Origin of the sequence: Kitasatospora sp. NPDC127035 (genome assembly GCF_042726075.1) — a bacterium.
Classification (GTDB): domain Bacteria; phylum Actinomycetota; class Actinomycetes; order Streptomycetales; family Streptomycetaceae; genus Kitasatospora.
The window spans coordinates 16579-41899 of record NZ_JBHXDN010000010.1 but is presented as its reverse complement, the minus strand read 5'-3'; the positions used below and the strand labels follow the sequence as shown (position 1 = coordinate 41899).

The following is a 25321-nucleotide window of genomic DNA, read 5'->3' as shown; positions in this document are numbered from 1 at the left end:
TCATCGACCGGCCGGCCTGAGCCGGGATCGGAGGTACGCCGGCCTGCGGCGCGCGCGGGAGTACGGGCCGGCCACTGTCGGGAGTGCCGCCTGTCCTGGTGACCGCTCCCCGGACACGGCGTCGATCGTCTTCCTCGCGCCGGACCCCGGGCGGGTTCTCATCCCCGGGAGGGCAGGCCGGTGTCGTTGTGGTGTCGGCCCCGCGGAGCGGACGCCCCGGTCGGGACAGCGGTCACCCGGCCGGTGGCAGCAGTGACACGCGCGGTCCGGCGCCGTCGTTCGGTCGGCTCGGGGACAGTGGTGAAGCGACCCCATGCCGAGGTATCAGTCGCCGATTCCCGTTCGCGCCCGCGCTTGTGTCGACCGTGGGGCATCCGGCGAGGCTGTCGAAATTACGTTCGGGAATGTCGGTGGTTCGTGAGAATCTTTCCCCTGTTCACCTCACCTGATGGAGAAATTGTGACGAGCCGTCGTTCCGCCCTGATCACCGTTGCCACGGTGCTCGCCCTGTCCGCCGTGGCCGCCTGCAACGACGGCGACGCGCAGTCCGCCCCGACGGCTGCCGGCGCCCCGGCCACGCCGAGCGGGACCACCAGCAGCGCGCCGACCGGGACAGCGAGCAGTGCTGCGACCGCGGACACGCCCACCGTCGCACCGACTCCGGCAGCGACCGCGATGCCGAGCCCCGCCGGTGCGCCGGTCGACGCCGCCGGCGCGTTCGACCCTGCGGTGGCCCTGGCGAATGCCGACCGGGCGCCCTACGCCGCCACCGAGACCATGAAGACCACCGCGACGGCGGGCGGCCAGGTGGGGTCCGTTCTCACGGGGACCGGTCGGGTCAACTACAACACGCCGACCCGTGAGGGCCGGACCGAGTCGAAGATGACGCTCGGGGGCGACGACGAGCCGATGCTGTGGATGGACACGGTCAGCACCGGCACGATGATCTTCACGCGTGACAGGACCAAGCCGGGAAGCACGTGGAGCGCCGAGGACGTCGTCAACGAGGCCCGGGGCGACGACTTCAACGCCTACGTCAAGGCGCTCGTCGATGCCGGCCCCGCCGCCCGCAAGGGCATGGAACAGAAGAACGGGGTCCCCGCCTACCATCTCGGTGCTGGTCTGACGGCCGCCCAGATCAAGGCCATCGACCCCAAGGAGTACCAGAAGATGCTCGACAAGGGCGTCGACGGCAAGCAGTTCGACGTCTGGATCGACCGGGCCGGCCGCGTCCTGGCCCAGACGCAGTCCATGAAGATGACCACCGGTGGTAAGACCGTCACCAGCACCATCACCTTGACCTACACCGACTTCGGGCCGCGAGAGACCTTCACCGCGCCGACCGCCACCGCCAGCTGACCCGCCACTGTCGTCGACTCCTCGCACGGAGCCAATAGCACCCGGCGAATACCGTGGCGTGGACCTGCGCGGGGAAGGGTGCAGCGGTTCCTGGTGGCGCCGGTCCTGACCCGGCCCCCCTCTCCGGTGCAGGCCGCTGACCTGCACCGAAGAGTTTCGCCCCCTGGGTGCGGTGAGTCTCCCCTCGGACCCGGCGAGCTTCGGGCGTCGTCGCAGGTCAGCGGCCGGTTGGAACGGACTGCGGTTCGCCGTCCGGGTGGTGGCGGGGCTCGGCGGGATGGCGGGGTGGGCAGAGCCTGCGCATGACGACACCCATGACCAGGCGCCGCCGTCCGGCCGCGCCCATCGCGCCCGCCCTTCCGGTCTGCGCCGGATGGCGCCGGCCCTGGCCCGGCCGGGCCAGGGCCGCGTGCTGCCGGGCCTGGTCGAGCGAGCACCTGACTCCGGGCGGAGTAGTCGTCCGCACCATCTGGCACGAGCCCGCCTGCCCGGTGACCATCGGCACGGGTGGCCGGTCCGGGCCGGGTGCGGGTGTGTGCGGTGCTGGTCCGTGCTTGGCCAGGTCCTCGAGGCGGGCGGCGCCTGCCGGAACGGCGGCCAGCAGGTCGGCGACGGCCGGGTTCTCCTCGGCCACCAGCAGCACGTCCTCCACCGCCGCGCCGGCGGCGGTGCCCGGGGTACCGACCAGGACGACCATCACGCTCGGGAACGCCCGTCAGCGCCGCTACCACTCCCGCCCCGTGCCGTCGGGGCCGGGCTGCTCCCAGAGCCGGGCGCAGCCCGCCAGCTGCGCCGCGGTGTGTTCGGTACCGGTGCCGGGGCGGTGGAGTTCGATGAAGGCACGCAGCCGTCGGCGGCGGCCGCCGGTGGGGGCGGTGTAGGCGAGTTCGCCGCCACGCCCGCTGAGAGGTGACCGTAGGGGCGCCGCCACCGGCGGCCGGCGTTCCGATCGCCGCCCGCGCGGCCGCCGACGGTGCCGATGGACGGCATCACCGCGAGTGCGTACACCGTCTGGAGCACGACCGGCACCAACGCCATCTCGTACCCGAGCAGGGCGAAGAACGACGGGACCATGTTGGGAAGCACCGCCACGAGCCCGCCCACATGACGGCCCTGCTGTGCCCGGGGTGACTGGACGAGTAGCAGAACGAGCGTTGGTACCGTCATCCAGATGACCAGGAAGCCGAGTTGGTCCAGATAATGCTCGGGCTTCGGCAGCGGGTAGCCGTACTCGTCCTCGCCGCCGGGTGCCCGCAGCGCCGCGACGACGTACAGCAGGAGGACGGGCGTCAGGCAGCAGAGCAGGTAGCGGCCCGCGGCGCGGCCGAGCCACCGCATCTCGGCCCGCCACCGGGCCATCGTCCTGCGGACCACCAGCCGGCTCGCCAGGAAGAGGACAACCACGGCCCCGGACCCCCACAGCGGCGCCAGAAACAGGGGGTCTGTCCGCTCCATCTGCCCCAGACACCAGACCACCACCGCGACCGGCTGCGCCGCCAGCAGCACAGCCATCGTCCAGGTGAACACCAGCCTGACCATCCCGCACCCTCCTGTGCTTGAAGGTGTTCAGTGCTTGAACGCGTTCAAAACTAGCACGGGGGATCTGCGGCACCGCCGCGGCCTGCTTCGCCTGACCGCCGAGAACCAAGGAGCCCCTTCGACCGAGAACTCCTCCTGGTCGTCCGGCCGCCGTTCGCTCTTCGCCGACCTGGTTCTCACCGTCCGGCACGGACGTCCCGGTCCCTCTTGGTGGAGATCGACCGGGAAGACGAGGCCGCCGAGCGCGAGCGGACCGGCCGTCGAAGCCGCGGCCGCCGAGGCGAGGCGCACCAGCTCCTGGTGGCGCCGGTACCGACCTGGTCCTGCCCTCGCTCACAGGCCGCCACAGGCCGCTGACCTGCACTGGGGAGCTTCGGCACCCCTGCTGGCCTGCGGTGGGGAGTTTCGCCTCGGACCCGGTGATTTTCGGGTGTCGTCGCAGGTCAGCGGCCAGTGAGAACGGACTGCGGTCCGCCGTCCGGGTGGCGGCGGGGTTCGGCGGGACGGCGTGGTGGGCACAGCCCGCGACATGACGACACCCATCACCAGGCGCCGCCGTCGCAGTCGCCCGGTCGCTCCCACCGCCTCCGCGCCCGCCTCCCCGGACCGTGCCGGATAGCCCCCGGCCCCGGTGAGGCCGAGCAGCGCCGGGTGCTGCCGGACCTGGTTCAGCGAGCACCTGACCCTGGGCGGGGTGGTCGTCCGCACCACTTGCACGAGCCCGCCTGCCCGCCTGCCCGCCTGCCCGGCCTGGGCCCGGCCGTGACCGCCGGCACGGCGGCCGGGCCGGTCCGGGGCCGGGTGTGCGCGGTGCTGGTCCGTGACGGCCGGGTGTGTCTGATCCGCCGCCAGCGCCCGGCCGGAGACCAGTTCTCCTTCCCCGGCGGCGTGGCCGAGGACGGCGAGGATTTCACCGAGGCGCTGCGACGGGACCTGCTTGAGGAACTCGGCCTCGATCTGGAGGTGCTGCCCAACCCGCCGGTGCTGTGCTTCGTCCAGGACCATGAGACCGAGCGTCCGGGGGAGAGTGCGCCGTTCCGGTGTCGGCACCTGGTTTCACCGCCCACCTGCCCCACAAGGACCGGGCCGAGAAGCTCGTCGAGGAGGAGATCGAGAAGGCGTACTTCGCCGACCTGCAGAACCGGTTGTCCGGGATCCAGCAGGTCGCTTCCCTCTACGTCGACCTCGCGAAGGAGGGCACCGACCTCGAACACATCAGGACGAACTGGACCGTCGCCCACGACGACATCCTCGCCGCCGACCCCTCCTTCCGCGACAGCCGGTACTCGGTCGCGTTGATCCCCATGTCCGCCCAGCTGACGAACATGCGGATGCTCCTGCTCGCCGACGTGGTCAAGCACGGCGAGAAGTGGGGCTTCGCGAGCTCGACCGTGCAGAGGTACAAGGACGAGCTGCTCAAGGAGATAGAACCCGACTCCAAGGACTCCTGCGCCTGGTGGATTCTGGACAGGTACAAGGCGGGCCAGGACCAGGTCATCAAGGAGTACGGCCGGGTGATGCGCGAGCGCCTGGAATACCAGCGGGAGATGACGGTCTCCGCCGTCGAGTACGTCAAGGAGATCTGGCCCTACCTCGACCCCGACAAGTACTCCCAGGGGCACAAGGTCTACCGCTCCATCCACGTCTACGGGGGTCGGTGGGGAAGCGTCCTGGACGGCGATGACTGGAACTTTCCTGCAGAAGTACGTCGCCTTCCCGAAGTCCCTCCTGCCCGAGCACATGGACCGGATCCCGGTCTGGTGCCACGACAAGTTCGACGCCTTCCAGTGCACCTTCGACGGCGTCGTAGCCGAGAAGTGCGGAGGCGGCGGTGGCAGCGCGGCCGGGCCCTGGGACTTCGACGACAAGACCTGGATCGAGCGGGTCTGGGCGACGAATACAGCGTCAACAACCGGACCGAATTCGGGGTCTACGGATTCTCCTTCCGCACCAACCCGGTGCGCCCGCGCCGCTCGTGTGCACTGTGCAGCGCGACCTGATCGGTGCGAGCCGCCCGCGCGCCGGGGGTGTCCCTTCCGCCTGTGCGGAAGGGACACCCGCGGCGCAGTGCGCCGAGGCATGACCCTCTCCGGGGCCGATGCGCCAAGGCCGGGAGTGCCGAGACCACGCCCGCCAGCCGTCGAACCCGACCGGGCCCGGCCATCGACCTCCTCGCGGTCGACCGCGTGGACGCCGAGCGATGCCTCGACGAAGATGCCGCCGAGGGCCGGGACAGTGCGGAGCGGCTGGAGGGCTGGAGGCGCGCGTCTGCCCGCCGCCCGCCCAGACCGGCCCGGCCACCGCCGGGGCCGGTGGCGTTCAGGGTGTCGGGCTCTGATCCTCCGGGCCGGGCGCGGCGGCCTGGCCGGCCTCGACGGCGGCGTCCGTGGTCTTGGCCAGCACGGTCAGCTCGCGCTCCGGATCGCCGAACACCGTGCGGGGCATTGCCGCGGCCAGCGCTCGGGCAGCCTGTCTGCGGGTCGGCTGCCGGTGACGACCCCGGCCGCCAGGTCGTACGTCGGCTCCTCAGTTTTCCGGTCTGTCGGTCTGACAGCCTGTTGGCACTGGTCGGGCCGGTGACGGGGTGGGGTAGTCCCCACCCCCGGTCCGGGGGATGGCCCTTGATCGTTTGGGGGGTGTGCCTCGTGTCGGTGGGCGGGCGGCGTGCCTAGCGTGGTGGGTACGAGATCGAGGCCGCGCGCCGCACCCTCCGTACTTTGGCTGGGTGGCGCCGTCGGGGCGGAGCCGCAAGGGTGCTCCGTGCCGGGTGCCTCGGCAACAGGGTGGGAGACAACCATGCGTTCGTTCGTCAGGACTCCGCTGCGCTGCGCGGCGGTCGCGGCTGTGTCGATGGCTCTGCTGGCGCCGGTGGCGGCGCAGGCCGACGCCGGGCCTGCTGGGGCCGCGGACCGGATCGCGGGGGTGGATCTGGACCGGGTGACGATTGCGGGTCTGCAGCAGGCGATGGAGCGCCACCGGCTGACCTCCGAGCAGCTGACCGGGCTCTACCTCGACCGGATCCGTCGGCTGAACCCGCGTCTGGGGGCGGTGGTGGCCGTCAACCCCGACGCGGCGGCCATCGCGCGTGCGAGCGACCGCGCGCGGCGCGTCCACGGTGCGCGCGGACCGCTGGAGGGCATCCCGGTCCTGCTCAAGGAGAACATGGACACCGCTGACCGGCAGCCGACCACGGCCGGTTCGACGGCGCTGTCGGGGGCGAAGCCCGCCAAGGACGCGGAACTGGTCCGGCGGCTGCGCGAGGCCGGGGCCGTCGTCCTGGGTAAGGCGAACATGACGGAGTGGGCCAACTTCCGCTCCCCGATGGCCGTCGCGGGCTGGAGCGCGGTCGGCGGGCAGACCCACAACCCGTACGTGCTCGACCGCAGTGCGAGCGGTTCGTCCAGCGGGTCGGCGGCGGCCGCGGCGGCGAGTCTGGCGGCGGTGACGATCGGCACCGACACGGGCGGCTCGATCGTGGACCCGGCGGCCACCACGTCGACGGTGGGCGTGCGCCCCACGCTGGGGCTGGTGAGCCGCAGCGGCATTGTGCCGATCACCAGCCGCCAGGACACCGCCGGTCCCATCGCCCGCAACGTCACCGACGCCGCGCTGACCCTGTGGGCGATCCAGGGGCCGGATCCCGCGGACCCGGACACCGCACCCGCCGCGGGCACGCTCCCGGCCGACTACCGCGCGGTGTTGGACCGGGGGGCGCTGCGCGGCAAGCGGATCGGCGTCTGGCGCGAGGGGCACACGGGCATCAGCCCCGACGCGGACCGGGTCTTCGACGCCACCGTCCGGCGGCTTAAGCAGCTGGGCGCCACCGTGGTCGAGGGCGCGGACGTGCCGCAGCCCGAGAAGCTCCACGAGCACCTGCTCCCGGCCCTGATGACCGAGTTCAAGCACGACGTCAACGCCTACCTCGCGGCCACGCCGGGTTCCCACCCGGCCGACCTGGCGGGCCTCATCGCGTACAACGAAGAGCACGCCGACATCGAGGACATGGCGAGGTTCGGACAGGAGTACTTCGAACTGGCGGAGCAGACCGACGGGAACGTGGACGATCCGCAGTACCGGGCCCACCGCGCCGCCGCGGTCGACCTGGCCCGGCGCGCCATCGACGACACCCTCGCGGTCCACAAGCTCGACGCGATCGTCACCCCCACCACGCTCCCCGCCACGCCGGTGGACTTCCAGCCCGACGCCCCCAGCCCGTTCGCCAGCACGACCGACAACTCGGTGGTGGCCGGCTACCCCCAGATCACCGTGCCGGCCGGCTACACCGACCAGGGACTGCCGCTCGGGGTCTCCTTCCTCGGGACGCGCTTCAGTGACGCCCGTCTGCTCGGCTATGCCTACGCCTTCGAGCAGGCCACCCACGCCCGCCACGCCCCGAACTACCTCCCCACCCTCCCGTAGCCCGCCCGCGGTCGAGGCCCACGGCCTTTCGGGGCGCCGGGCGCCGAGCCCCCGGACGGCCGCGTGGGTGGTGCGCCGGGCCTCGACGGCGGCATCCATCGTGGCGGCCAGGCCAGGCCAGGCCAGGCCAGGCGGCTCGCGCTCCGGCTTACCGAGCACCGCCGAAGTCATACCGCCCCCGCGACTTGCTCTCATGTCACCGGGCGGACGGATGCCAGGCGGTTGCGCCGGCGCGCACACGCCGGTGTTCGGCGTTGTTCTCCTCCTGGGCCCGGGCCGTGCAGAACGCGGCGGTGTGTCCGGCCGGGCCGGAGCCGATGATGATCACGCTATGGGCGTCTGTACAGGCGGCGGTGTCGGTCATGGGTCATCTCTCGTGGCCTGCGGTGGACTTGGCGTCGATCTCGGCGATCAGGTTCTCGATGAGGGTGCGGATGGCGTCACGGACGGGGCGGACGGCGTCGACACCCTGTCCGGCCGGGTCGTCGAGCTTCCAGTCGAGGTAGGTCTTTCCGGGGAGGTAGGGGCAGGCGTCGCCGCAGCCCATGGTGATGACGTAGTCGGAAGCCTGGAGGGCCTCGGCGGTGAGGACCTTCGGGGCCCGGTCGGAGAGGTCGATGCCGACCTCGGCCATGGCGGCGACAGCGGCCGGGTTGATCTCGTTGCCGGGCGCGGAGCCGGCGGAGCGGACCTCGATGCGGTCCCCGGCGAGGTGGGCGAGGAATCCGGCCGCCATCTGGGAGCGGCCGGCGTTGTGGACGCAGACGAACAGCACGGACGCGGCGGGCGCGGTAGCGGTCATCGGAGGTGTGTCCTTCATGGTCGGGCGCAGCGGCCGGCGGGGGCGGACGCGAAGCGCCGGCCGGTACGGGCTGGTATCAGTCGCGGATGATGTGACAATATCAGTCCATGATGATGTCAGTCGACGCTGATCTGATCCGGGTGCTGTCCGACCCGCTCAGGCTCCGGATCGTGACCCTGTTGGCTCGCGAGACCCTGTGCACCACCCATCTGGTGGAGGAGACCGGCGCCCGCCAGACCAACCTCTCCAACCACCTCAAGGTGTTGCGTGAGGCGGGCGTGGTGGACACCGAGCCCTGCGGCAGGTTCACGTACTACCGGCTGCGGCCGGAGGTGCTGGAGGCCTTGTCGGGGCAGTTCGCCGACCTCGCGGCCACTGCTCGCGCCAACGCCGACACCAAGAGGTCCTGCTGATGGCCCGCACCGGGCCTGCCCCGGCGCCCGGGTCGACCGACCGCCTGTCGGTCGCGGCCGAGCTGTCGTTCCTCGACCGCTACCTCGCGGTGTGGATCCTGGCCGCGATGGCGGCCGGCATCGGGCTCGGCCGGCTGGTCCCCGGACTGAACGGCGCGCTGGCGAAGGTCGAGATCGGCGGGATCTCCCTGCCGATCGCGGCCGGCCTGCTGGTCATGATGTACCCGGTGCTGGCGAAGGTGCGCTACGACCGGCTCGACGCCGTGACCGGTGACCGCAGGCTGATGACCTCGTCGCTGGTGATCAACTGGATCGTCGGCCCGGCGGTGATGTTCGCTCTCGCCTGGGTGTTCCTGCCGGACCTGCCGGAGTACCGCACCGGCCTGATCATCGTGGGCCTGGCGCGTTGCATCGCCATGGTGATCATCTGGAACGACCTCGCCTGTGGCGACCGGGAGGCCGCGGCCGTCCTGGTCGCCCTCAACTCGATGTTCCAGGTGATCGCGTTCGGGGTGCTCGGCTGGTTCTACCTCGACCTGCTGCCCGGCTGGCTGGGCCTGGGGGAGGGGCAGCGCCTGGACATCTCCATGTGGAAGATCGCTCTCAACGTCGTCGTCTTCCTCGGCGTTCCCCTCCTCGCAGGCTTCCTGACGCGCCGCCTCGGCGAGAAAAGGCTCGGTCGCGCACGCTACGAGGCGAACGTCCTGCCCCGGATCGGCCCCTGGGCGTTGTACGGGCTGCTGTTCACGATCGTCGTCCTGTTCGCTCTGCAGGGGAAGACCATCACCTCCCAGCCGCTGGACGTCGCCCGCATCGCACTGCCGCTGCTCGTCTACTTCGCGATCATGTGGTTCGGCACGTTCGCCCTCGGCAAGGCCATCGGTCTCGCCTACGATCGCACCGCCACCCTGGCCTTCACCGCCGCCGGCAACAACTTCGAGCTCGCCATCGCCGTCGCCATCGCCACCTTCGGCGTCACCTCCGGCCAAGCGCTCTCCGGCGTCGTCGGCCCCCTCATCGAGGTCCCCGTCCTGATCGCCCTGGTCTACGTCTCCCTCGCCTGGCGCAAGAAGTACACCGCCGCCGCCTGACCGCTGCGACCATGACGCCGTGACCCGGCGAGCCCGCCGGTGAATCCCGCGGGCTTGCCGGGCCGAGCGGCGAATCAGGCCTCCGACGTCGCTGGGCCACTCACCGGGCCGGCACGCTGAGAGCGCCGTTGCTCCAAGGCTTCGCGCTCGGGCAGCTCGGGCAGCTCGGGCAGGTTGGCCTCGTGGCTGCCGGGGTTGCGGATGGCGGCGAAGCAACTCTTCGCGAAGGCCGCGGCACTGCGGTGGCCACTGCGGTAGGTGTCGCCGCCGAGCTTCTCCCTCGCCTCCGCGTCCCGTCGCAGTACACGTCTCCGCGCGCCGGACCGCCGCCCGGTGCTGTCGCCGACGCCCGGCGCTGCCGGCCTGCACCTCGGTGCGCCACCCTCTTGACGTGGCAGTCACTGGCGGGCGCGGGGTGTCAGTCGATGGCCGGGCTGCGGCGCTCGATCAGCAGGACGTCGCGCCAGACGCCGTGGTGGCGGGCGACGCGCTCGCGGGTGCCGATCACGCGGAACCCTGCTCTGGAGTGGAGGGCGAGGCTGGCGGTGTTCTCCGGGAACACCCCGGACTGGATGGTCCAGATCCCGGCCGCCTCGGTGGAGGCGATCAGCGCCTCCAGGAGGGCGCCGGCAATGCCGAGGCCGCGGCAGCCGGGGTGTACGTAGACGGAGTGCTCGACGACCCCGGCGTAGGCAGGCCTGGCGGAGACCGCGCTGACCACGGCCCAGCCCAGCACCTCGTCGGACGGGCCGAGGGCGACGTGGCGGTGCTCCGTCAGGCGGGTGGCGTCGAAGGCGTCCCAAGCGGGGACGACGGTCTCGAAGGTGGCGTTGCCCTCCTCGATGCCCGCCCGGTAGATCGCCAGGACCTGCTCGGCGTGCTCGGGCCCCATCGGCCCGAGGGTGACGACGGCGTGCGGCAACGGGGCTCCTTCGGGCGGCGGGTCAGCGGTTGAGGTCGAGCAGGGCGGCCATACCCGCCACCACGGACGGCGCGACCCGGTAGTACACCCAAGTGCCCCTGCGCTCGCTGGTCAGCAGTCCGGCCTCGCGCAGCTTCTTCAGGTGGTGGGAGACGGTCGGCTGGGACACCCCGACGTCCTGGATGTCGCACACGCACGCCTCCCCGCCCGGGTGCGAGGCGATCTTCGAGAACAGCCGCAGCCTCACCGGGTCGGACAGCGCCTTGAACATCGCGGCCATCAGTACCGCGTCCTCGGCCGACAGCTCCGCCGCGGTGATCGGCGGGCAGCAGGGCACGGCCTTGGGCTCCAGGACCGCCAACTCGGAATTCGACATACGTCTATGTTGACATCTGTCGAACCCGAGTGGCAAGGTCGAGATCGCCAGAACATCGATATTCATCGAATCAGAGACGCGGTTCATCTCCACCGACCGCTCACCTCGAAGGAGACCATCGCCATGCCCGAAGGCCACGACCTGCCAGTCCTCGTCATCGGCGCCGGCCCGATCGGCCTGGCCGCCGCCGCCCACATCACCGCACGCGGTCTGACCCCGCTGGTGCTCGAAGCGGGACCCTGGGCCGGCGCCGCGGTGCGCGAGTGGGGCCACGTGCGGCTGTTCTCCACCTGGGCCGAGCTCGTTGACCCCGCTGCTGAGAAGATCCTCGCCCCCACCGGCTGGACCCGCCCGGACGGTGCGACCTACCCGACCGGCGCCGACTGGGCCGAGCTGTACCTGCAGCCGCTCGCCGACGCCCTCGCTGACAAGGTCCGCTACGACAGCCAGGTGACCGGCGTCGCCCGCAGCGGCCGCGACCGCGTGGTCGACTCCGGCCGTGAGGACCAGCCCTTCACCGTCCACGTCACCACCGCCGACGGCCGTGAGGAGCGGATCACCGCTGCCGCGGTCATCGACGCCTCCGGCACCTGGTCCACCCCCAGCCCCCTCGGCGCCGACGGCCTCCCGGCGATCGGCGAGAAGACGCACGCCGCCCGCATCTCCTATCGCGTCCCCGACCTGGGGGACCCCGCCGTGCGCACCCGGTACGCGGGCAGGCGGACCGCCGTCGTCGGCTCCGGCGCCTCCGCCTTCACGGCCCTCGCCGTGCTCGCCGACCTCGCCGAGGAGGAGACCGGCACTCACGCGGTGTGGATCCTGCGTCGCGGCATCACCGGCTCGACCTTCGGCGGCGGCAGCGCCGACCAGCTCCCGGCGCGCGGTGCACTGGGACAGGCAGCCAAGGCCGCCGTCCAGAACGGGCACGCCAGTGCACTCACAGGCTTTCGGGCCGCCGGCGTCGAACAGGCCGGCGACAGACTCGCCCTCGTCTCCGAGGACGGCCACCGCGCCGAGGATCTGGACGAGGTCATCGTCCTGACGGGCCTGCGCCCGGACCTGTCCTTTCTGGGCGAGCTGCGGCTCCACCTGGACGACCGCCTCCAGGCCCCCGCGGCGCTCGCCCCGCTGATCGACCCCAACCAGCACTCCTGCGGCACCGTCTACCCGCACGGCGTGAACGAGCTCTCCCACCCCGAGAAGGGCGTTCACCTGGTCGGTATGAAGTCCTACGGCAGGGCTCCGACGTTCCTCGCCATGACCGGCTACGAGCAGGTCCGTTCCGTCGCCGCCCACCTCGCCGGCGACCACGAGGCCGCTCGGCGGGTCGAGCTCACCCTCCCGGAGACCGGGGTGTGTGGCGGCGCAGGCCTGTTCGACGAGCCTGCCGCCGAACAGGGCGCCGACGGTGGCTGCTGCGCGGCCCCGGTCGCCGTGCCCGCCCCGGTCGCCGTCAGCATCGGTACCCCGCCCGAGCAGGCCCCGGCCGACGGTGGCTGCTGCGTAGCCCCCCGCCGCCGCACCGTCCAGGCCGTCCCCGACCAGGAATAGGCGAAGGCGGGCCCCGCCGGCCTCCAACTGGTCCGCAGGTTCGCCGGTACAGCCCCACGGCCGGGACCTGGACGGCTAGCGTCGACACCACAGGCCCGGCCCGGCGCCGGGGAGTGACGATCAGAGGTGAGGCTGTGGGGGTGAGCCCCCGGCCCGCCGGGCGGAACGGGGGCCACGGCCGCATCGGCCGGCCGCCGGTGGCGACCCTCCCCGAGCTGCGCGCCGCACTGTCCTCCGGCTGCGGCTACCCCGGCGACGCCGATCGCCTGGACGCCGAACCCGCCGAGCAACTGCTGCGCCGTGTGCCCCCGCGCCGCGTGGTAGAACCCGGGTCGCCGGTGCTCCGTCCGCTGAGCTGCTGCCGGTGCTCCCGGATCCATCGCACAATCCGGGCCATCGCCTGCGGGCGCTGAGCGGCCGCAGGGCTGGGACAAGGGTTGTCCTGGCCGGGTGCGGACGTCATGATCGCGGGATGGCTGAGGAGACGGTTGTCGAGAAGACCTGGCGGGGGATGGTGGAGAGACATCCCACGGCGCGACGGGGGGAGCCTGCGGTCATAGCGGCCGCTTACGCCGAACCGCGATTGACGATGGATTGCCTGCCAGGAATCTCGTGGACGGTCTGCCTGGTCGGGGTGGATGATCCGGTCATGCCGACGGAAGAAGAGCTCGTCTCCTGAGCCCGTTGGCCGCCGAGGCATGGTGGCGCGGACGCGTGCTGGAGGCATGGTGGCGTACGTAGCCGTCTGCTGGTGCTCTGAGCAAAACCTTCACCGGGCGAGGGCCCAGGGCGAGGTGATGCGGGCGCACGGAGGCCAGTTCGTGCCGGACCCGGTGGTCTGTCTGACCGGTGCCCTGGATCGGCCCGGCGACATCGCCTGTGGTGCCGACCACCCGAAGCGGGTGACCGGCACCGGTCGGACGGAGAGGCTGTGTCAAGCCCCTGGTGCAGGTTGCTGGATGTGAGCGGGGTCGCGCCCGCACGTTCCGGCGGGGTTCAGGCTCAGGAGCCGGTCGCGGGCTCAGTCGTTGGTGGGCGCGGTGACGGTCACGGGGTCGCCGAACTCGGTGAAGGTGATCTTGTTCACGTTAGCCTGGCCCCGGAGGGTCGTCCGCTGTTCGAAGCGGAGCGTGCGGCCCTGACTGTCGATCCACTGGTCGCACCCGGCTGAGCTGTGTCCTCCACCGGTGGTCGAGGGCTGGGACGGGGGAACGCACAGGGCCGAGCAGGCGGAAGTCCTGATCGTTGCACGCTCCGCTGCCGGCCGGATCGGGGGAAGGCTCCGCGACGATCACCGACGGCCTCCTGGACGATATGGCCACGGCCTGGCCGCACCGCAGCTGACCCGCCACAAGGCGGTCCCCCCTGACTCCTCTCCTCGCCGACCAGGAAGGCAGCACCCGTGATGACTGACAGCACCCGTCCTGACCTCGCCGCCGCGCCCATCCCGCTGCAACTGTCCGCCAACCGCAGCCGGTTGCTGCCCGCGCACCGGGACCTGGGCCGGGTGGTCCTCTACTCGGCGTTGGTGCGCGGTGCGATCCGGCTCCGAGGTCCCGTGCCGAGCCGGTCTTGGGGGCTGGCCTTGGGAGCGGGCTGGTCGGCATGAAAGCGGTCGGGGGGCCGGTGTTCGATGTTGCCGATGATCTCCCCGGAGTCGTTGATGCCGGTCGCGAAGCTGCGGATGGACCCGGGCGGCCGCTCCAGGAAGGTCGGCTTGCCGTCGCGGTCCCAGCCGACGGCCCAGCTGTCGCCGGCGCGGTCGGCCGCCGTCCCGGTCGCCACGTGCTGGTTGTTGACGTCCTCGCGCGGCTCTCCGGGTAGCCGTCGGGCTCCTGGAGGCGCCTGGGCGTGCCGGAGGCGTCCCTTGTCACCGCGTGCGTCCTGCCGTGCCCTTCAACCGGTTGGCTCCGCTGGGCCCGGGTGCTGCGCCGGCCTGTGCCCAGCCGTGAGGAGTTCGGTGCGGCGAACCCGGCCGGGTTGCGCTGCCGGGTTCTCGGGTGGCGACGGCCCGGCGGTGTCGGCGGCCGTCGCGGGGTTTCAGGACTTGGGTGCGGCGAAGCGTTTGAAGGCCTCCCGGGTGCTCGGTCCGGCGATGCCGTCGATCGGACCGTGGTAGCTCTCGTGCTCTTTCAGCCGGCGCTGCAGGGCCTGGACGGTCTCGGTGCCGGTGATGCCGTCGATCGCGCCGAGGTAGCCCCACTTCGCTCGGAGGAAGCGCTGGAGGGCTTTCCAGCTCTCGGTGTCCAGCAGGCCGTTGATCTCGCCGGGGTAGCCCCAGTAGAGCGCCAGCCAGTTCTGGAGGTACTCGGCCTCGGAGGTGTTCAGGCCGAGGTTCTCGACGGTTGTGAGCCCTGCGCCGGCCGGGGCGCCTGCCGCCTGCGGGGCGGCAGGCGCGGGCGTCGCGAAGGCCGCGCCTGCGGACCCGCCGACGGCTAGGGCGGTGGCGATGGTGAGCCTGACGAGGGGCCTCGTCATCGAGCTGGACCGCATGTGCTCCCCCTTCAAGATCGTGGGCGACGTCCGGGGACCCTGAAGGGCCGATCACCCACGTACCAGTGTCGCCTTCGCCGGTCGTGTCGAGAAGCCACCAATCGGGCTCTGCCCCACCGGATCACGCCAGCTCGGCACGGGCCGGAACACGTCCGCTGACGGTTCGTCAGCTCCAGAAGCCCTGTCTCGACCACAACGACAACAGGGCCTCCGTGTGAACCACTCGGAACGGGATCGCACCCCCGAGCTGCCTGGAGGCCCTGCTCTCGCGCGCGGAAACCGCCGCAGTCACCCGATCGAGACTCCCGTTCGATCGACCGCCTTCGAGGTCGGTACGGGCGTCAACCACTTACATGCCGGGATGCTCCGGCAGGGCGAGCCAGTCCGACCAGGAGATCTCGCGGCCGAGGAAGCGCGGCTGCTCGAACGGCCAGTCGGCGGCGATCCACTGCGGCACCAGCGCGTCGAGGGCCTGTTCGACCTTGCTGCCCACCAGCTCGTCCACTACCCACCAGGAGATGTCGCCGTCCGCGCCGGCCCTCTCCGGTGGGTCGATGTAGACACAGCCGAGCAGAGCTGTCTCGGTCGTGTCGAACAGCGCGTAGTTGAAGGACTGGTGTGCGGCGATCTCCTTCTCGTGCCGCAACAGGTCGGCCTGGTCGGCCTCGTAGGTCATGGTGGCCGCGGGCCAGCCCCAGGCCGGGCCGAAGATGGTCCACAGCCGCTCGCGCGAACTCATCACCGCCGGATAGTCGAGCGGGGTGTCCGCCTCCCGGATCGGTCGCAGGTGATGGCCACCGCCCGGCAGCGGTACCAGGACGGGGTGGACGAAGTCATCGGGAAGCCAGCTCATGGCGTCCGACCGTAGCAGCGCGCGGCCGCCCGCTCTCGGTCCCGGCGGTGCTCGATTGGTGAGGTGACCACCCGTGACCGCCACCCAGATTCTCGCCGGGGCCGATTGTCTTTATTGGGACGGGAGATGGCCGAGTGGCGGACACCGGGGCCCTGCAGACCGTCGACATCATCCACAACACCGCGGCGGTCCGGCCGTCCATCAGCGGCGACGGGACCCGTCTCGCCTACCAGGGCGGTGGTGAGCACGACGTCTTCCTGTGGGACTGGGCCGGCAACACCGCCGCCGGTCCGATCGAGGGTCCCGGCAGGGCGGCCGAGCTCGTCCAGCTCAGTGACGACGGCAACAAGGTCGTCTAAACGAGGATGCCCTGGTGTGGCTGCGGGTGCGGCTGCGGGTGCGCAGCAGGGTTCCGTCCAGTAGGACGACAACACCACCCTTTTGAGTTATGTTCTTCGGGGCGAAATCCAGGCGCGGTGAGCAGTTCGATCGCCTCCAGCAGCCATCGGCGGACGGTGGAGGCGGAGATGTCGTTGCCGCCCGCCATGTCGCAGAGCCGCTGGTCGTGGCACAGGACCGCGAGGACGATCAGGGCGATCTTCCCGGGCGCGGCCTGCGCCAGCGTGAGCCGATGTTCTTCTGATGGCGGCGGACCAGGTCGCAGACCGTGGTCGTGGTGGCGGTGGACTGCTCCGGGCGGCACTGGTAGACAGAGCTGTCGGGCCCTCGCCGGGACTGGTCTTCTTTCACACGGAATCCCCAACTTCCGTCGGGGGACAATTCGTTACGCCGAACTCCAGTCGGGACCGGTCATGCCGGTCGGCTCCAGCTGGTCACGAGAGAGGCCCCATCGTGCGAATGCTCCGCCGTATCGCCGGCTCCGCCGCCCTGGCCGGTGCCCTGGCGCTGGCGCTGGTCACGCCCGCCAACGCCGCCCCCGCGAACGCTCCCGCCCCCGCTCCCTCCGCCTTCGCCGAGCGATCCGTCGGCGCGGTGGGCCCGGTGCAGCTCTACTTTGGCGGAGTCGGGGGAGGCCCCTACAACATCGCGGAGGCGGCCGCCCACCGGACCGCGCTGGACCAGGCTGCCGCCAAGGGCTTCACCGCCGGACAGTGCCGGCTCACGGCCGGCCCCGCCGTCGTCACCTCGCTGCCCAACGGCTACGTGCAGGTCGCGGTCGAATACCTGTGCACCGGGGAGCCGATCGTCACCTCCCCGACCTTCGTCCTCTACCGGTACCACAAGAAGTCCGACACCCTGAGCACCACCTGGAACGCCCCGGTCTCCTACCAGCTGCAAGGGCCGCTCGGCACACTCCACACCTCCGAGGCCCCCGGAACCCAGCCGTTGTACCTGTGCCAGGTCCGCGGCGACCACTTCTCCACCACGGACGTCAACTGTGAGGGGCAGACCTACGTGACCCGCCTGGGCTGGCTCTACAGCTCCCCGCCGGCCGGCGTGGGCTCGCTGCCGCTGCTGCGTTGCCTGAGGAACGAGGACCGTCAGATCTTCGAGTCCCACCAGACCAACTGCGAGGGCCAGATCATCGGCGGCACCCTGGGTTACGTCCTGGCCTGAGGTCCCGTCCCGTCAGCCCTGACGCCCCCGAACGCGGGGGCACCGCTCCGGTCCCAGCCGCGGCCGGGGCGAGGGCCCGGCCACCCCCTGCCACTGCGCCTGCGCGCCGGCGTGGTCGAGGAACTGCGCCTGCCGGCGAACCTGCCCTTCGGCGTTCACGGCCAGGGCGCCTACCACGTCCGGGAACTCGACCTGCGCCCCGGCGACCGCCTCCTCCTGCACACCGACGGCATGCAGGAGCGCCAAGCGGAACAGGTAGACCTGTCCCAACTCCTCCTCGACACCTCCACCGACCACCCCCGCGAGGTCGTCGGCGCCCTGGTCGCCGCCGTCACCATCGCCTGTGCGGGCGACGTGAGGGACGACGCCACCGTCCTGTGCCTGGACTGGTACGGCCCCCGAACCGGCACCCACCCGGGACCTGACGTCACATGACGTCCCCGTTCGCGGGACGACCCGGCCGCCGGGCGACCAGAGGCGCCACGTTCCCTGGCACGGGCTGCCGGTGATGTCCGCCGGGCTACTGGCGGTGGTGCTGTCGGGCCGCGCCGTGGAGCGGCACTTGATCATGATGCTGGGCGGTGCTTCAGCCGGGAACGGGGTCCGCTCCCGCTGTGCGCGCCGGCGGGGACGGGCGACAGAGAACGGCGGCGGCAGTGTCGTTCGCCCTGCCCCGAAAGGCACCGGGCGCCGTGCCGGCCTCGGCCTCCCGTGTCGCGGCGATGATCCGGCCGGGCCCGGATTCGGACAGCTCGGCCATGAAACGCGGCCAGCTCCAGCCGTAGCGCTCGGGAAGGTGGGCAGCACCCTCGGACAGCACGGCGACCTGCTGAATCCGCGACAGTGGGATGCTCGCTGTCAGTGCGTGGTCTGCGGCCTCGGGTTTCGCACCGGCTACCCAGAAGCCTCCGGCGGCGTTGTTGCGGAAGCCGCTTACGGCCTTCTCCGTATACGAGTCGAGGTAGGCCGCCCGGTCGTCGACGATCACCTCGATCGCTCCGTTGCTCCGCTGCAGCGCCACGGGTGAGTGGCCGAGCACTAGGACGTCCAGGACGCCGTCCCGCTCGCGGACCACCGCGACGGTCGAGGACGGGCTGTCCGCGTTCGCCATGTCACAGCTTTGGCCATGCTCCTCGACCAATGAGGTCAGGGCGGTACGCAGGATCTCCCGCAGGCAGGGCGAGCCAGGTGAGAGCAGCCGCGCGCGTAGCAGGCCGGCCAATTGCCGCACGTACCAGGCGACGTCGTGGGCGCAGCCCGTCGCGGCTCCCGTGGCGGTGGCGCCGTCCAGGACCAGAACGAACGTCGGCCCCGTGACGACGACGGCCTCGGTGACACCGCCCGGCGCCGGGACGGTCGCGTGCGTGATCTCGAACGGCATCAGGAAGTTCCCTGCTCGGGTCGGTCGTACGGGGCGCGGGCATGAGCGGCTGCGGTTGTCAGGCGTGCCGCGCCGGGGGCTCAGCAGGTGAGGCACCGGCGGGTCGGCATCTGTCGGTCGTGGGCGATCGGCAGGCGTCTCTGGGGCGGGGAAGGGAAGCGCCGGATCCGGAGGTCAGAGCGCCGACAGAGCAATTGCCGGCGCCGACACCAGCGGCGTGGTGTTCTCCCGGCTCAGCGCGTGGACCCGGTGGCCGGTCGACATGCCGATCACCACCCGGACGAGACGAACCCGGAACGCGTAGGCGTGATGGGTGAGAACCCCGGCCGATCGACGCGCCAACAGGCTTCGCGCAGCAGGTGGTTGAGTGGTCGTCGGAGACCAGGAGAAGTTGGCGCGATCGCCGCGAAATCGGCGCGGGACGCTAGCGAGGACCAGCCCTGAGGCGGCGCGGCGGAGCGAGGAGAAGCGGGCAGGAACGGGAATGCGAAGAACCCTTCTCGGGCGGCACGTCCTCGGAACGTTCCACGCCACAGACGGCGCAGGGTTCAGGGGACGGGCCGGGAGGATCAAGCGGAGGCGACGGCAGGACGCCGGTCGTGTGCGGCGCAGGTGATCGGTGTCGCACGACGCCTCATGTGGGCGGAGGTGTGCGAACCGCGGCACGATTCAGATCGCTGTGACGCGCGCTGTGCGTCAGGCCGGCGGCAGGGGGACTCAAAGGCCAGGGGTGTGTCATGGCGTCATGTGGAGTCCCGCACCGCACGTGCATGCGGTGCGGGCCCCTCGCTGCCGGGCGGGTGCCGTGGCAGAAACTACAGCGGACGAATGTTCTCGGCCTGCGGGCCCTTCTGGCCCTGCGTGACGTCGAACTCGACCTTCTGGCCCTCGAGCAGCTCACGGAAGCCGTTGGCGTTGATGTTCGAGTAGTGGGCGAACACGTCAGGACCGCCGCCCTCCTGCTCGATGAAGCCGAAGCCCTTTTCCGCGTTGAACCACTTCACAGTGCCATTAGCCATAGAGAAATCTCCTTCAAGGGGCCGTCCGGAACCCGCACAGTGCGGACTCCGAGTCGCCGGGATGAGCACCCACCCGGGAAAGAGCCGGGAAACAAAAGGTGCGCCTGCGACACATCAGCAGGCGCACACAAAGTCCATGGGACCACAACTGCAACTCGAAAGAGACTAGCAGGCTCCGCAGCGCGATGAAAGCGGCCACAGCCGTCCGCGACCCTGACGCGCCCACCCGCCGCGGTGCACCGTCCATGACCTGCGCCACCTCGCCGTCACCATCGTCCACAACGCAGGCCGACCCGCGAGGTGCGCGCAGACCGGTGGCCGGTGGACCATCAGGTCCGTTAAGGAAACGTGGCGTGAACCCTCGCTGTGTGAAGGCCCGGGATGCGATCGGCCGAGGACCGCGTTGTCGGTCAGGTTGTGCGGCGAAGCAGGGGGAGTGGAGGCCGCAGGGACTCCGGAGCCTGAAGGCGTGTCATGCGGTGGTCAGCGCCGGCGGCCCTCGGTACTCGAACTGGGAGCCCGAACTTCGACCCGTACTTGCGAGCTGGGGAGCCACTGGGACACGGCGATCGCGGTACGCAGCGCAGGCTCTGCGCGGTTCGGGACGGGACCGCTCTGCCTGTTCAGCCCCCGAGACGAAGCCCCGGGAACCGGCCGCAGCCAGGCAGGCCCAGTGACGACTTCGGGCCGGCGTGGCCGTAGGGCGTCAGGTCCCGGCCCGCTCGCTCCGGTGCAACTGGGTGCGAACGGCCGCGCACCGCTGCCGCACCTCGGCGCTCAACACCTTGACGGGGTGGTCGTCGGTGAACGGGAGGTCGTTGAGGCTCCCCGCGCCGCCGTATGCGTTCAGGACGATATCCAGTCCTTGAGCGTCCCCCGCCGCGATCTTCGATCGTCCGCGCTCCATCCTGCGGGCCCAGCCTGGGTAGCCGCTTTCGTTGAGTGTTCGCGCGAAGGCGTCGAGTGCGGTTATCAGTTCCCCGGGGACGTCGATCATGGGGCAAGTATGTACCCCTGCGCGGTGGTGGGGAGATAGCGGTCGACCACAGCCCGACGCCATGCCGCACCGCCGATCCCGGCGCCCGAGGCCTCGGCGACCCCGACCTGGCCCGCTCGACGACGGCCTGGCCCACCTCACCCGGTCCGCCGACCCGGGACCAGGAGCTCCAGCGAGCCGGCCGCCCGGTCGGCTGGATCGAGGAGTACGACGTTCAGCGCGGCACCTGGACCGCCCTGATCGACAGCAGCATCGTCTCCGACGCTGCCGGCGGCGAACCCCTGCGCTGCCCCGGCGCCGACGCGGCCCTCGCCCTGTTGCGCCGGGCGCTGGGGGAGCACCTGGCCCGCTGGTAGACCGGGCCGGTCACGGGGCGGCCGCGCGCACCGCACCGCACCGCGCGGCCCGTGCCTGCACCGCGCGCCGTCACGCCTATCACGACCAAATACGCGCTAGGCGGCGGGGGTGGGGTAGTCGTCGTAGAAGCCGCGGCCGGTCTTCAGCCCGAGGTGCCCTGCGTCGACGTAGCTGCGGAGCAGCTTGCGCGGGCCCTCGGGCAGGTGCGGGTTCTCGGCGGCGTAGTGGTTCTCGATGTCGAGTACCACGTCGAGGCCGACCTGGTCCATCATCCGGAACGGGCCGGCCTTCAGGCCCATGTTGATCTGCCACATCCGGTCGACGTCCTGGGGGGTGGAGACGCCCTCGGCGACCACGGCCAGGGCCTCGCGCTTGATGGCGGCCCAGACGCGGTTGAAGATGAAGCCCGTGCTCTCCCTGTGGGCCTCGAACGGGAAGACCCCGTACTTCGGCAGTTCCTGCTTGAGGAAGGACAGCACGTCCGGGTCGGTCCGGCCGTCAGACATCAGGTCGACGGCGTTCTGCTGGGGCGGCATGTAGAAGTGCATGTTGACGACGCGTTCGACGTGGGTGACGCCGTCGATGAACTGGCTGGTCGGGTAGGACGAGGAGTTGCTGGCCAGGATCGCGTCGGAGGCGGCCTGCCGGTCGAGGTCGGCGAAGACCCGCTTCTTCAGGTCGAGGTGCTCGGGCACGGCCTCCACGACCAGCCAGGCGTCCGCCACGGCGTCGGCCTGGTCGTCGTGGGCCACGGCGGTGCCCGGCCGGCCGGCCCCGACGGTGGCGGCGACCTCGCCGACGTGCTCGGCGACGTAGGCGACGGCCTGTTCGGCGACGGCACGGTTGGGGTCGAAGATCCGGACCTCTCCGCCGCGGGTGGCGAACATCAGGGCGATGCGGCGGCCGAGGGTGCCCGCGCCGATCACGGTGACGGGGCGGGACTCGATGCGGTCGGGGAGGACGAAGGCCATGGCTCTGTGCTTCTTTCCGGAAACGGTGGGGGGCGGGGGCATGCGGCCGCGGTTACGGCAGGCACAGTCCGGTCAGCGGGGTGCCGAGGGCGGCCACCTCGCGCGGGGCGCGGCCCGCGGCGGGGCCGTCCGGGAGCGGGACCTCGCGGATGTGCCCGCCGAGGTCGGCTACGTAGGCGAGGCCGGCGGCGGTGTCGACGGCAAGGCCGATCGCCTCGGCGAAGCCGGACGCCAGGATCTGCGGTCGTTGCCCGGACCCGTCGGGGCCGGGCAGCGGGGCCCGGTTGAGGGTGTTGCCGTCGGGGGCTGCGCCGCGGTCGGTCCAGTACAGGGTGTCGCCGTCGAGGTGCAGATCGATCGGCTCGGGCAGGTGGTCCCAGAGCACCTCGATGTCGGTGCGGTGCTCGGCGCTCTGTCCGGCCGGGATATCCAGGCCGGCCCGCAGGATGCGGCCCCGGCCGCCCTTCGCGGGCCCCTTCTGGGTCCAGTACAGGTGGCCGCGGACGGAGTCGACGGCGATGCCGACGCACTCGCCCATGATCCCTTCGGCGGCGGGCGTCACCACGAGGTCGATCAGGCCGCTGCCGTCGGTGCGCACCCGGCTGATCCGGTGGCCCTCGCGGTCGCACCAGTACAGGGCGCCCGCGCCGTCGGAGGTGAGCTGCTTGCCGGTGGTCATCGCCCCGGCCTGGACCAGGTCGCGCCGCGGGCCGCCCGGGCTCCAGGCGTGGACGCCGCCGTTGCGGGGGGAGAAGTCGTAGCCGCCCTCGCCCGGCGTGCCGGGGTCGACGTCGGGCGCGCCCATCGTGGTCCAGTACACGGTGCCGTCCGCCGCGACAACGCCGTCCGGGGAGTTGCCGGCGTCCTCGACCAGGGTGCGCACCCGGCCGTCGGCGGTGTCCACCTCCAGCACCCGGCCCGGGACGAGCTGCAGCGCCAGCAGGCGCTTCGAGGCCGCTCCGGCCGCGGTCACTTCCGGCCTCCATCGGTGGCGCCGGTCGGGGGCTCGGGCCAGTCCAGCGGGGCGAGGGCTGCCCTGGTGCGCCGGTCGCGGAGTTCGGCGAGGCGCCGGTAGGCCTGCTCACCGGTGCCGTAGGCCGCTTCGACCGCGTCGAGGACCTCGCCCATGCCGGCCGGGTCGGGGCTGCCGATCTCGAAGGTCAGCTGGGACCCGACGTGCTCCACCAGGTGCCGCATGCCAGCCGGTCCGCCGCCGAGGGTGCCGCTCTCGAACGGCCCGATGGTGGCCCAGCGCAGTCCGAGGGAGGCGCGGACCAGGTCGTCGAGGTCCGACACGTCGATGACGCCCTGCTGCACCAGGTAGATGGCCTGGTCGTTGAAGACCTTCTGCAGGCGGTTGCCGACGAAGCCCGGGATCTCCTTCTTCAGCCGGATCGGCAGCTTGCCGAGCCCGCGGTACACCTCCACGGCCCGGTCCACCGTCGAGGCGGAGGTCTCCGGCCCGGGCACCACCTCCACCAGCGGCATCAGCTCGGGCGGGTTGAACGGGTGGCCGATCACGATCCGGTCCGCCGCCGGGTTGCCCCTCACGATCACGGAGGGCAGCAGCGAGGACGAGGACGAGGCCAGCACCACGCCGTCGGCCGTGCGCGCGGCCAGCGTGCCGAACATCTGCTCCTTGACGTCGGTGCGCTCGGGCCCCGCCTCCTGGACGAAGTCGGCGCCGGCCGCCGCGGCGGCCAGGTCGTCGGTCGCCGTCACCTCGAAGCCCGCCAGGTCGCGGGCCACCACCTCGGCCAGGTCGGGCCGCGGGTCGCTGATCCGGACCTCCCAGCCCGCCTTGCCGAACAGCCGTGCCCACGAGACGCCGATGACACCGGCCCCGACGATCGTCACGACCGCCATGAAGATCACCCCAGAGGAATCAGAAGGACAGGAGAGCCCGGCCCCGGTCCGTCCCCGGAACACATTCCAAGGGACGGGCCGCCCGATGGGGCGGCAAGCCGACAGGACCGAACAGGGTCGGACTGCGGCGGTGTCCCACGGGCCGTGCACGATCCACTCCACACCCGCCCGGCTAGGTCTGTCCAATATATGATTGCGGCATGAACGATAGGGCTGACGATATTGCACTGTCCCGGCGGCTGATGGAGCAGTTCCTCACCGTGGCCCGGGAAGGGCACTTCGGACGGGCCGCCGAGCTCCTCGGCATGAGCCAGCCACCGCTCAGCCAGTCGATCCAGCGCCTGGAGCGGATGCTCGGCGTCCGCCTGCTGGACCGCGGCCCCGGCGGGGCCCGGCCGACCGCCGCCGGGCGGGTGTTCGCCGCCGACGCGCAGCGGCTGCTCGACCTACAGGGCGCCGCGGTCGCCCGCGCCCGCCGGGTCGCCGACGGCGTCGAGGGCGACCTCCTGGTCGGCTACGTCAGCCTGCTCAGCCACCTCTACCTCCCGGCGGTGCTGCGCGCCGCCGCCGAGGAGCTCCCGGGGCTGCGCATCCACCTGCGGCACGGCTCCTCGGCGGCGGTGGCCGACCAGGTGCGGACGGGTGCGCTCGACCTCGGCTTCCTGCGCGACCCGGCCCGGCTCTCCGCCGACCTGGTCAGCGCCGTCGTGGCCACCGAGCGGATCGAGGCTGCCGTCCCCCGCGGCCACCGCCTCGCCGACACCGGCGGGATCTCACTGGACCGGCTCCGCGACGAGGACTTCGCACTGCCCGACCCCACCGCCCTGCCGGTGCTGGCCGAGCAGGTCCACCTGGCCTGCCACCGGGCCGGCTTCACCCCCCGGGGCACCGTCCTGGCCGACGACCTCAGCGGCCTGCTCAGCCACGTCGCCGCCGGGTGGTGCGTCAGCCTGCTGCCCGCGGGGGCCCGGCAGCTCACCGACGAGGTGGCGCTCCTTCCCTTGCTGGGCGACACCGGCGATCTGCGGACCACCGTCCGGGCCGTGCACCGCACCGACGCCGACGCGACCGTGAGCCGCCTGCTCCAGGTGATCGCGGGCCTGCGCCCCGGGCACGCCCAGGGTCCGGTGTAGTGACCACGGACGTCGGTGACAGGGTTCACGGGTCGGTGGTCTTGAAATGAGTGAGGGCCTTCTGGCCAGGTGTGGATTGCGACATCTACCCCGGTGCCAGAAAGGCCCTCATGCCACACCGTGACGCACCGCTGACCGAACCGCGGAGCCCGGCACCCCGACCCCCACCTCGAACTCCTGCACTTTGGCGTGCGGTACACC

At 71.6% G+C, this 25321-nt stretch carries 28 protein-coding genes and 2 pseudogenes; 14 read left to right on the top strand and 16 right to left on the bottom strand.

The window, feature by feature from the left end:
• The first annotated feature begins 459 nt into the window (after positions 1–459).
• Positions 460–1359, top strand: a complete 900-nt coding sequence (locus ACFWIC_RS08925; protein ID WP_380358386.1) for a hypothetical protein — start codon at positions 460–462, stop codon at positions 1357–1359.
• Between the two features lie 217 nt (positions 1360–1576).
• Here ACFWIC_RS08925 and ACFWIC_RS08920 read toward each other — a convergent pair whose 3' ends face one another.
• A complete protein-coding gene (locus ACFWIC_RS08920) occupies positions 1577–2059 on the bottom strand; it encodes a hypothetical protein (protein ID WP_380517155.1) in 483 nt (160 codons plus the stop codon).
• Complete coding sequence (locus ACFWIC_RS08915; protein ID WP_380517152.1) at positions 2056–2898, bottom strand: hypothetical protein; 843 nt, start codon at positions 2896–2898, stop codon at positions 2056–2058. The genes ACFWIC_RS08920 and ACFWIC_RS08915 overlap by 4 nt, the downstream gene beginning before the upstream one ends.
• 453 nt (positions 2899–3351) lie before the next feature.
• Here ACFWIC_RS08915 and ACFWIC_RS08910 point away from each other — a divergent pair.
• A pseudogene (locus ACFWIC_RS08910) lies at positions 3352–3855 on the top strand (NUDIX domain-containing protein); the annotation flags it as partial.
• 83 nt (positions 3856–3938) lie between these two features.
• Positions 3939–4898, top strand: a complete 960-nt coding sequence (locus ACFWIC_RS08905) for an insecticidal delta-endotoxin Cry8Ea1 family protein (protein WP_380358395.1) — start codon at positions 3939–3941, stop codon at positions 4896–4898.
• Positions 4899–5217: 319 nt separating this feature from the next.
• On the opposite strand, the gene ACFWIC_RS08900 is transcribed toward ACFWIC_RS08905, so the two are convergent.
• Entirely contained in the window at positions 5218–5343 is a 126-nt protein-coding gene (locus tag ACFWIC_RS08900) for a hypothetical protein (RefSeq protein ID WP_380358398.1), read from the bottom strand.
• Positions 5344–5694: 351 nt separating this feature from the next.
• Between ACFWIC_RS08900 and ACFWIC_RS08895 the strand changes: the two genes are divergently transcribed.
• Complete coding sequence (locus ACFWIC_RS08895; protein ID WP_380358401.1) at positions 5695–7317, top strand: amidase; 1623 nt, start codon at positions 5695–5697, stop codon at positions 7315–7317.
• Between the two features lie 196 nt (positions 7318–7513).
• On the opposite strand, the gene ACFWIC_RS08890 is transcribed toward ACFWIC_RS08895, so the two are convergent.
• Both ACFWIC_RS08890 and ACFWIC_RS08885 read right to left on the bottom strand, forming a co-directional pair.
• Positions 7514–7681 (bottom strand): hypothetical protein, encoded by a 168-nt coding sequence (locus ACFWIC_RS08890; RefSeq protein WP_380517147.1) that lies wholly within the window; start codon positions 7679–7681, stop codon positions 7514–7516.
• A 3-nt stretch (positions 7682–7684) separates the two neighbouring features.
• Entirely contained in the window at positions 7685–8119 is a 435-nt protein-coding gene (locus tag ACFWIC_RS08885; RefSeq protein ID WP_329950440.1) for an arsenate reductase ArsC, read from the bottom strand.
• A gap of 107 nt (positions 8120–8226) precedes the next feature.
• On the opposite strand from ACFWIC_RS08885, the gene ACFWIC_RS08880 reads away from it, so the two are divergent.
• Both ACFWIC_RS08880 and arsB read left to right on the top strand, forming a co-directional pair.
• Complete coding sequence (locus ACFWIC_RS08880; protein ID WP_329880157.1) at positions 8227–8532, top strand: metalloregulator ArsR/SmtB family transcription factor; 306 nt, start codon at positions 8227–8229, stop codon at positions 8530–8532.
• Positions 8532–9623 (top strand): ACR3 family arsenite efflux transporter, encoded by a 1092-nt coding sequence (gene arsB, locus ACFWIC_RS08875; RefSeq protein ID WP_380358408.1) that lies wholly within the window; start codon positions 8532–8534, stop codon positions 9621–9623. The genes ACFWIC_RS08880 and arsB overlap by 1 nt, the downstream gene beginning before the upstream one ends.
• Before the next feature lie 418 nt (positions 9624–10041).
• On the opposite strand, the gene ACFWIC_RS08870 is transcribed toward arsB, so the two are convergent.
• Positions 10042–10515, bottom strand: a complete 474-nt coding sequence (locus ACFWIC_RS08870) for an N-acetyltransferase family protein (protein ID WP_329880161.1) — start codon at positions 10513–10515, stop codon at positions 10042–10044.
• Positions 10516–10567: 52 nt separating this feature from the next.
• Positions 10568–10921, bottom strand: coding sequence for an ArsR/SmtB family transcription factor (locus ACFWIC_RS08865; RefSeq protein WP_380358410.1), 354 nt, complete (start codon positions 10919–10921; stop codon positions 10568–10570).
• A 123-nt stretch (positions 10922–11044) separates the two neighbouring features.
• Here ACFWIC_RS08865 and ACFWIC_RS08860 point away from each other — a divergent pair, with 123 nt between their 5' ends.
• Together ACFWIC_RS08860 and ACFWIC_RS08855 are read left to right on the top strand one after the other, a co-directional pair.
• Positions 11045–12472 carry an NAD(P)-binding domain-containing protein gene (locus tag ACFWIC_RS08860; RefSeq protein ID WP_380358413.1) on the top strand — a complete coding sequence of 476 codons (1428 nt, stop codon included), beginning with the start codon at positions 11045–11047 and terminating at the stop codon, positions 12470–12472.
• A 472-nt stretch (positions 12473–12944) separates the two neighbouring features.
• Positions 12945–13151 carry a hypothetical protein gene (locus ACFWIC_RS08855; protein ID WP_380517142.1) on the top strand — a complete coding sequence of 69 codons (207 nt, stop codon included), beginning with the start codon at positions 12945–12947 and terminating at the stop codon, positions 13149–13151.
• Positions 13152–13987: 836 nt separating this feature from the next.
• Here the strand turns inward: ACFWIC_RS08855 and ACFWIC_RS08850 are convergent.
• The 3 genes from ACFWIC_RS08850 to ACFWIC_RS08840 all read right to left on the bottom strand — a co-directional run bounded on the left by ACFWIC_RS08850 (position 13988) and on the right by ACFWIC_RS08840 (position 15818).
• Positions 13988–14257, bottom strand: a complete 270-nt coding sequence (locus ACFWIC_RS08850; protein WP_380517139.1) for a hypothetical protein — start codon at positions 14255–14257, stop codon at positions 13988–13990.
• Positions 14258–14512: 255 nt separating this feature from the next.
• Entirely contained in the window at positions 14513–14950 is a 438-nt protein-coding gene (locus tag ACFWIC_RS08845) for a peptidoglycan-binding protein (protein ID WP_380517136.1), read from the bottom strand.
• Positions 14951–15314: 364 nt separating this feature from the next.
• On the bottom strand, positions 15315–15818 hold the full coding sequence (locus tag ACFWIC_RS08840) for an N-acetyltransferase (RefSeq protein WP_380517133.1): 504 nt from the start codon (positions 15816–15818) through the stop codon (positions 15315–15317).
• Between the two features lie 134 nt (positions 15819–15952).
• On the opposite strand from ACFWIC_RS08840, the gene ACFWIC_RS08835 reads away from it, so the two are divergent.
• From ACFWIC_RS08835 to ACFWIC_RS08820, 4 genes and pseudogenes are all read left to right on the top strand, one after another.
• Positions 15953–16177, top strand: coding sequence for a hypothetical protein (locus ACFWIC_RS08835; RefSeq protein ID WP_329950432.1), 225 nt, complete (start codon positions 15953–15955; stop codon positions 16175–16177).
• Positions 16178–16266: 89 nt separating this feature from the next.
• Positions 16267–16461: a hypothetical protein gene (locus ACFWIC_RS08830; protein WP_380358432.1), complete on the top strand. Its 195-nt coding sequence runs from the start codon at positions 16267–16269 to the stop codon at positions 16459–16461.
• A gap of 215 nt (positions 16462–16676) precedes the next feature.
• Positions 16677–17396 (top strand): hypothetical protein, encoded by a 720-nt coding sequence (locus ACFWIC_RS08825; RefSeq protein WP_329950430.1) that lies wholly within the window; start codon positions 16677–16679, stop codon positions 17394–17396.
• A 78-nt stretch (positions 17397–17474) separates the two neighbouring features.
• Positions 17475–17831 (top strand): annotated as a pseudogene (locus ACFWIC_RS08820) (PP2C family protein-serine/threonine phosphatase); the annotation flags it as partial.
• Between the two features lie 151 nt (positions 17832–17982).
• On the opposite strand, the gene ACFWIC_RS08815 reads toward ACFWIC_RS08820, so the two are convergent.
• The 3 genes from ACFWIC_RS08815 to ACFWIC_RS08805 form a co-directional block, all read right to left on the bottom strand.
• On the bottom strand, positions 17983–18777 hold the full coding sequence (locus ACFWIC_RS08815) for a hypothetical protein (protein WP_380358436.1): 795 nt from the start codon (positions 18775–18777) through the stop codon (positions 17983–17985).
• 815 nt (positions 18778–19592) lie between these two features.
• Entirely contained in the window at positions 19593–19796 is a 204-nt protein-coding gene (locus ACFWIC_RS08810; protein WP_030918248.1) for a cold-shock protein, read from the bottom strand.
• Between the two features lie 706 nt (positions 19797–20502).
• Entirely contained in the window at positions 20503–20793 is a 291-nt protein-coding gene (locus tag ACFWIC_RS08805) for a DUF6966 domain-containing protein (protein WP_380358439.1), read from the bottom strand.
• Between ACFWIC_RS08805 and ACFWIC_RS08800 the strand changes: the two genes are divergently transcribed.
• Entirely contained in the window at positions 20760–21149 is a 390-nt protein-coding gene (locus ACFWIC_RS08800) for a hypothetical protein (RefSeq protein WP_380517128.1), read from the top strand. The two genes, ACFWIC_RS08805 and ACFWIC_RS08800, sit on opposite strands and share 34 nt — an antisense overlap.
• 96 nt (positions 21150–21245) lie before the next feature.
• On the opposite strand, the gene ACFWIC_RS08795 is transcribed toward ACFWIC_RS08800, so the two are convergent.
• Genes ACFWIC_RS08795 through ACFWIC_RS08785 form a run of 3 tightly spaced genes read right to left on the bottom strand, consistent with a single transcriptional unit; the run spans position 21246 to position 23987 of the window.
• Positions 21246–22121 (bottom strand): 3-hydroxyacyl-CoA dehydrogenase family protein, encoded by an 876-nt coding sequence (locus ACFWIC_RS08795; protein WP_380517125.1) that lies wholly within the window; start codon positions 22119–22121, stop codon positions 21246–21248.
• A 52-nt stretch (positions 22122–22173) separates the two neighbouring features.
• Entirely contained in the window at positions 22174–23094 is a 921-nt protein-coding gene (locus ACFWIC_RS08790) for a hypothetical protein (RefSeq protein WP_380517122.1), read from the bottom strand.
• Positions 23091–23987, bottom strand: a complete 897-nt coding sequence (locus tag ACFWIC_RS08785; protein ID WP_380517119.1) for a 3-hydroxyacyl-CoA dehydrogenase NAD-binding domain-containing protein — start codon at positions 23985–23987, stop codon at positions 23091–23093. Before ACFWIC_RS08785 ends, ACFWIC_RS08790 begins: the two co-directional genes overlap by 4 nt.
• Before the next feature lie 200 nt (positions 23988–24187).
• On the opposite strand from ACFWIC_RS08785, the gene ACFWIC_RS08780 reads away from it, so the two are divergent.
• Positions 24188–25120 carry a LysR family transcriptional regulator gene (locus tag ACFWIC_RS08780; protein WP_380358451.1) on the top strand — a complete coding sequence of 311 codons (933 nt, stop codon included), beginning with the start codon at positions 24188–24190 and terminating at the stop codon, positions 25118–25120.
• Positions 25121–25321: the final 201 nt, after the last annotated feature.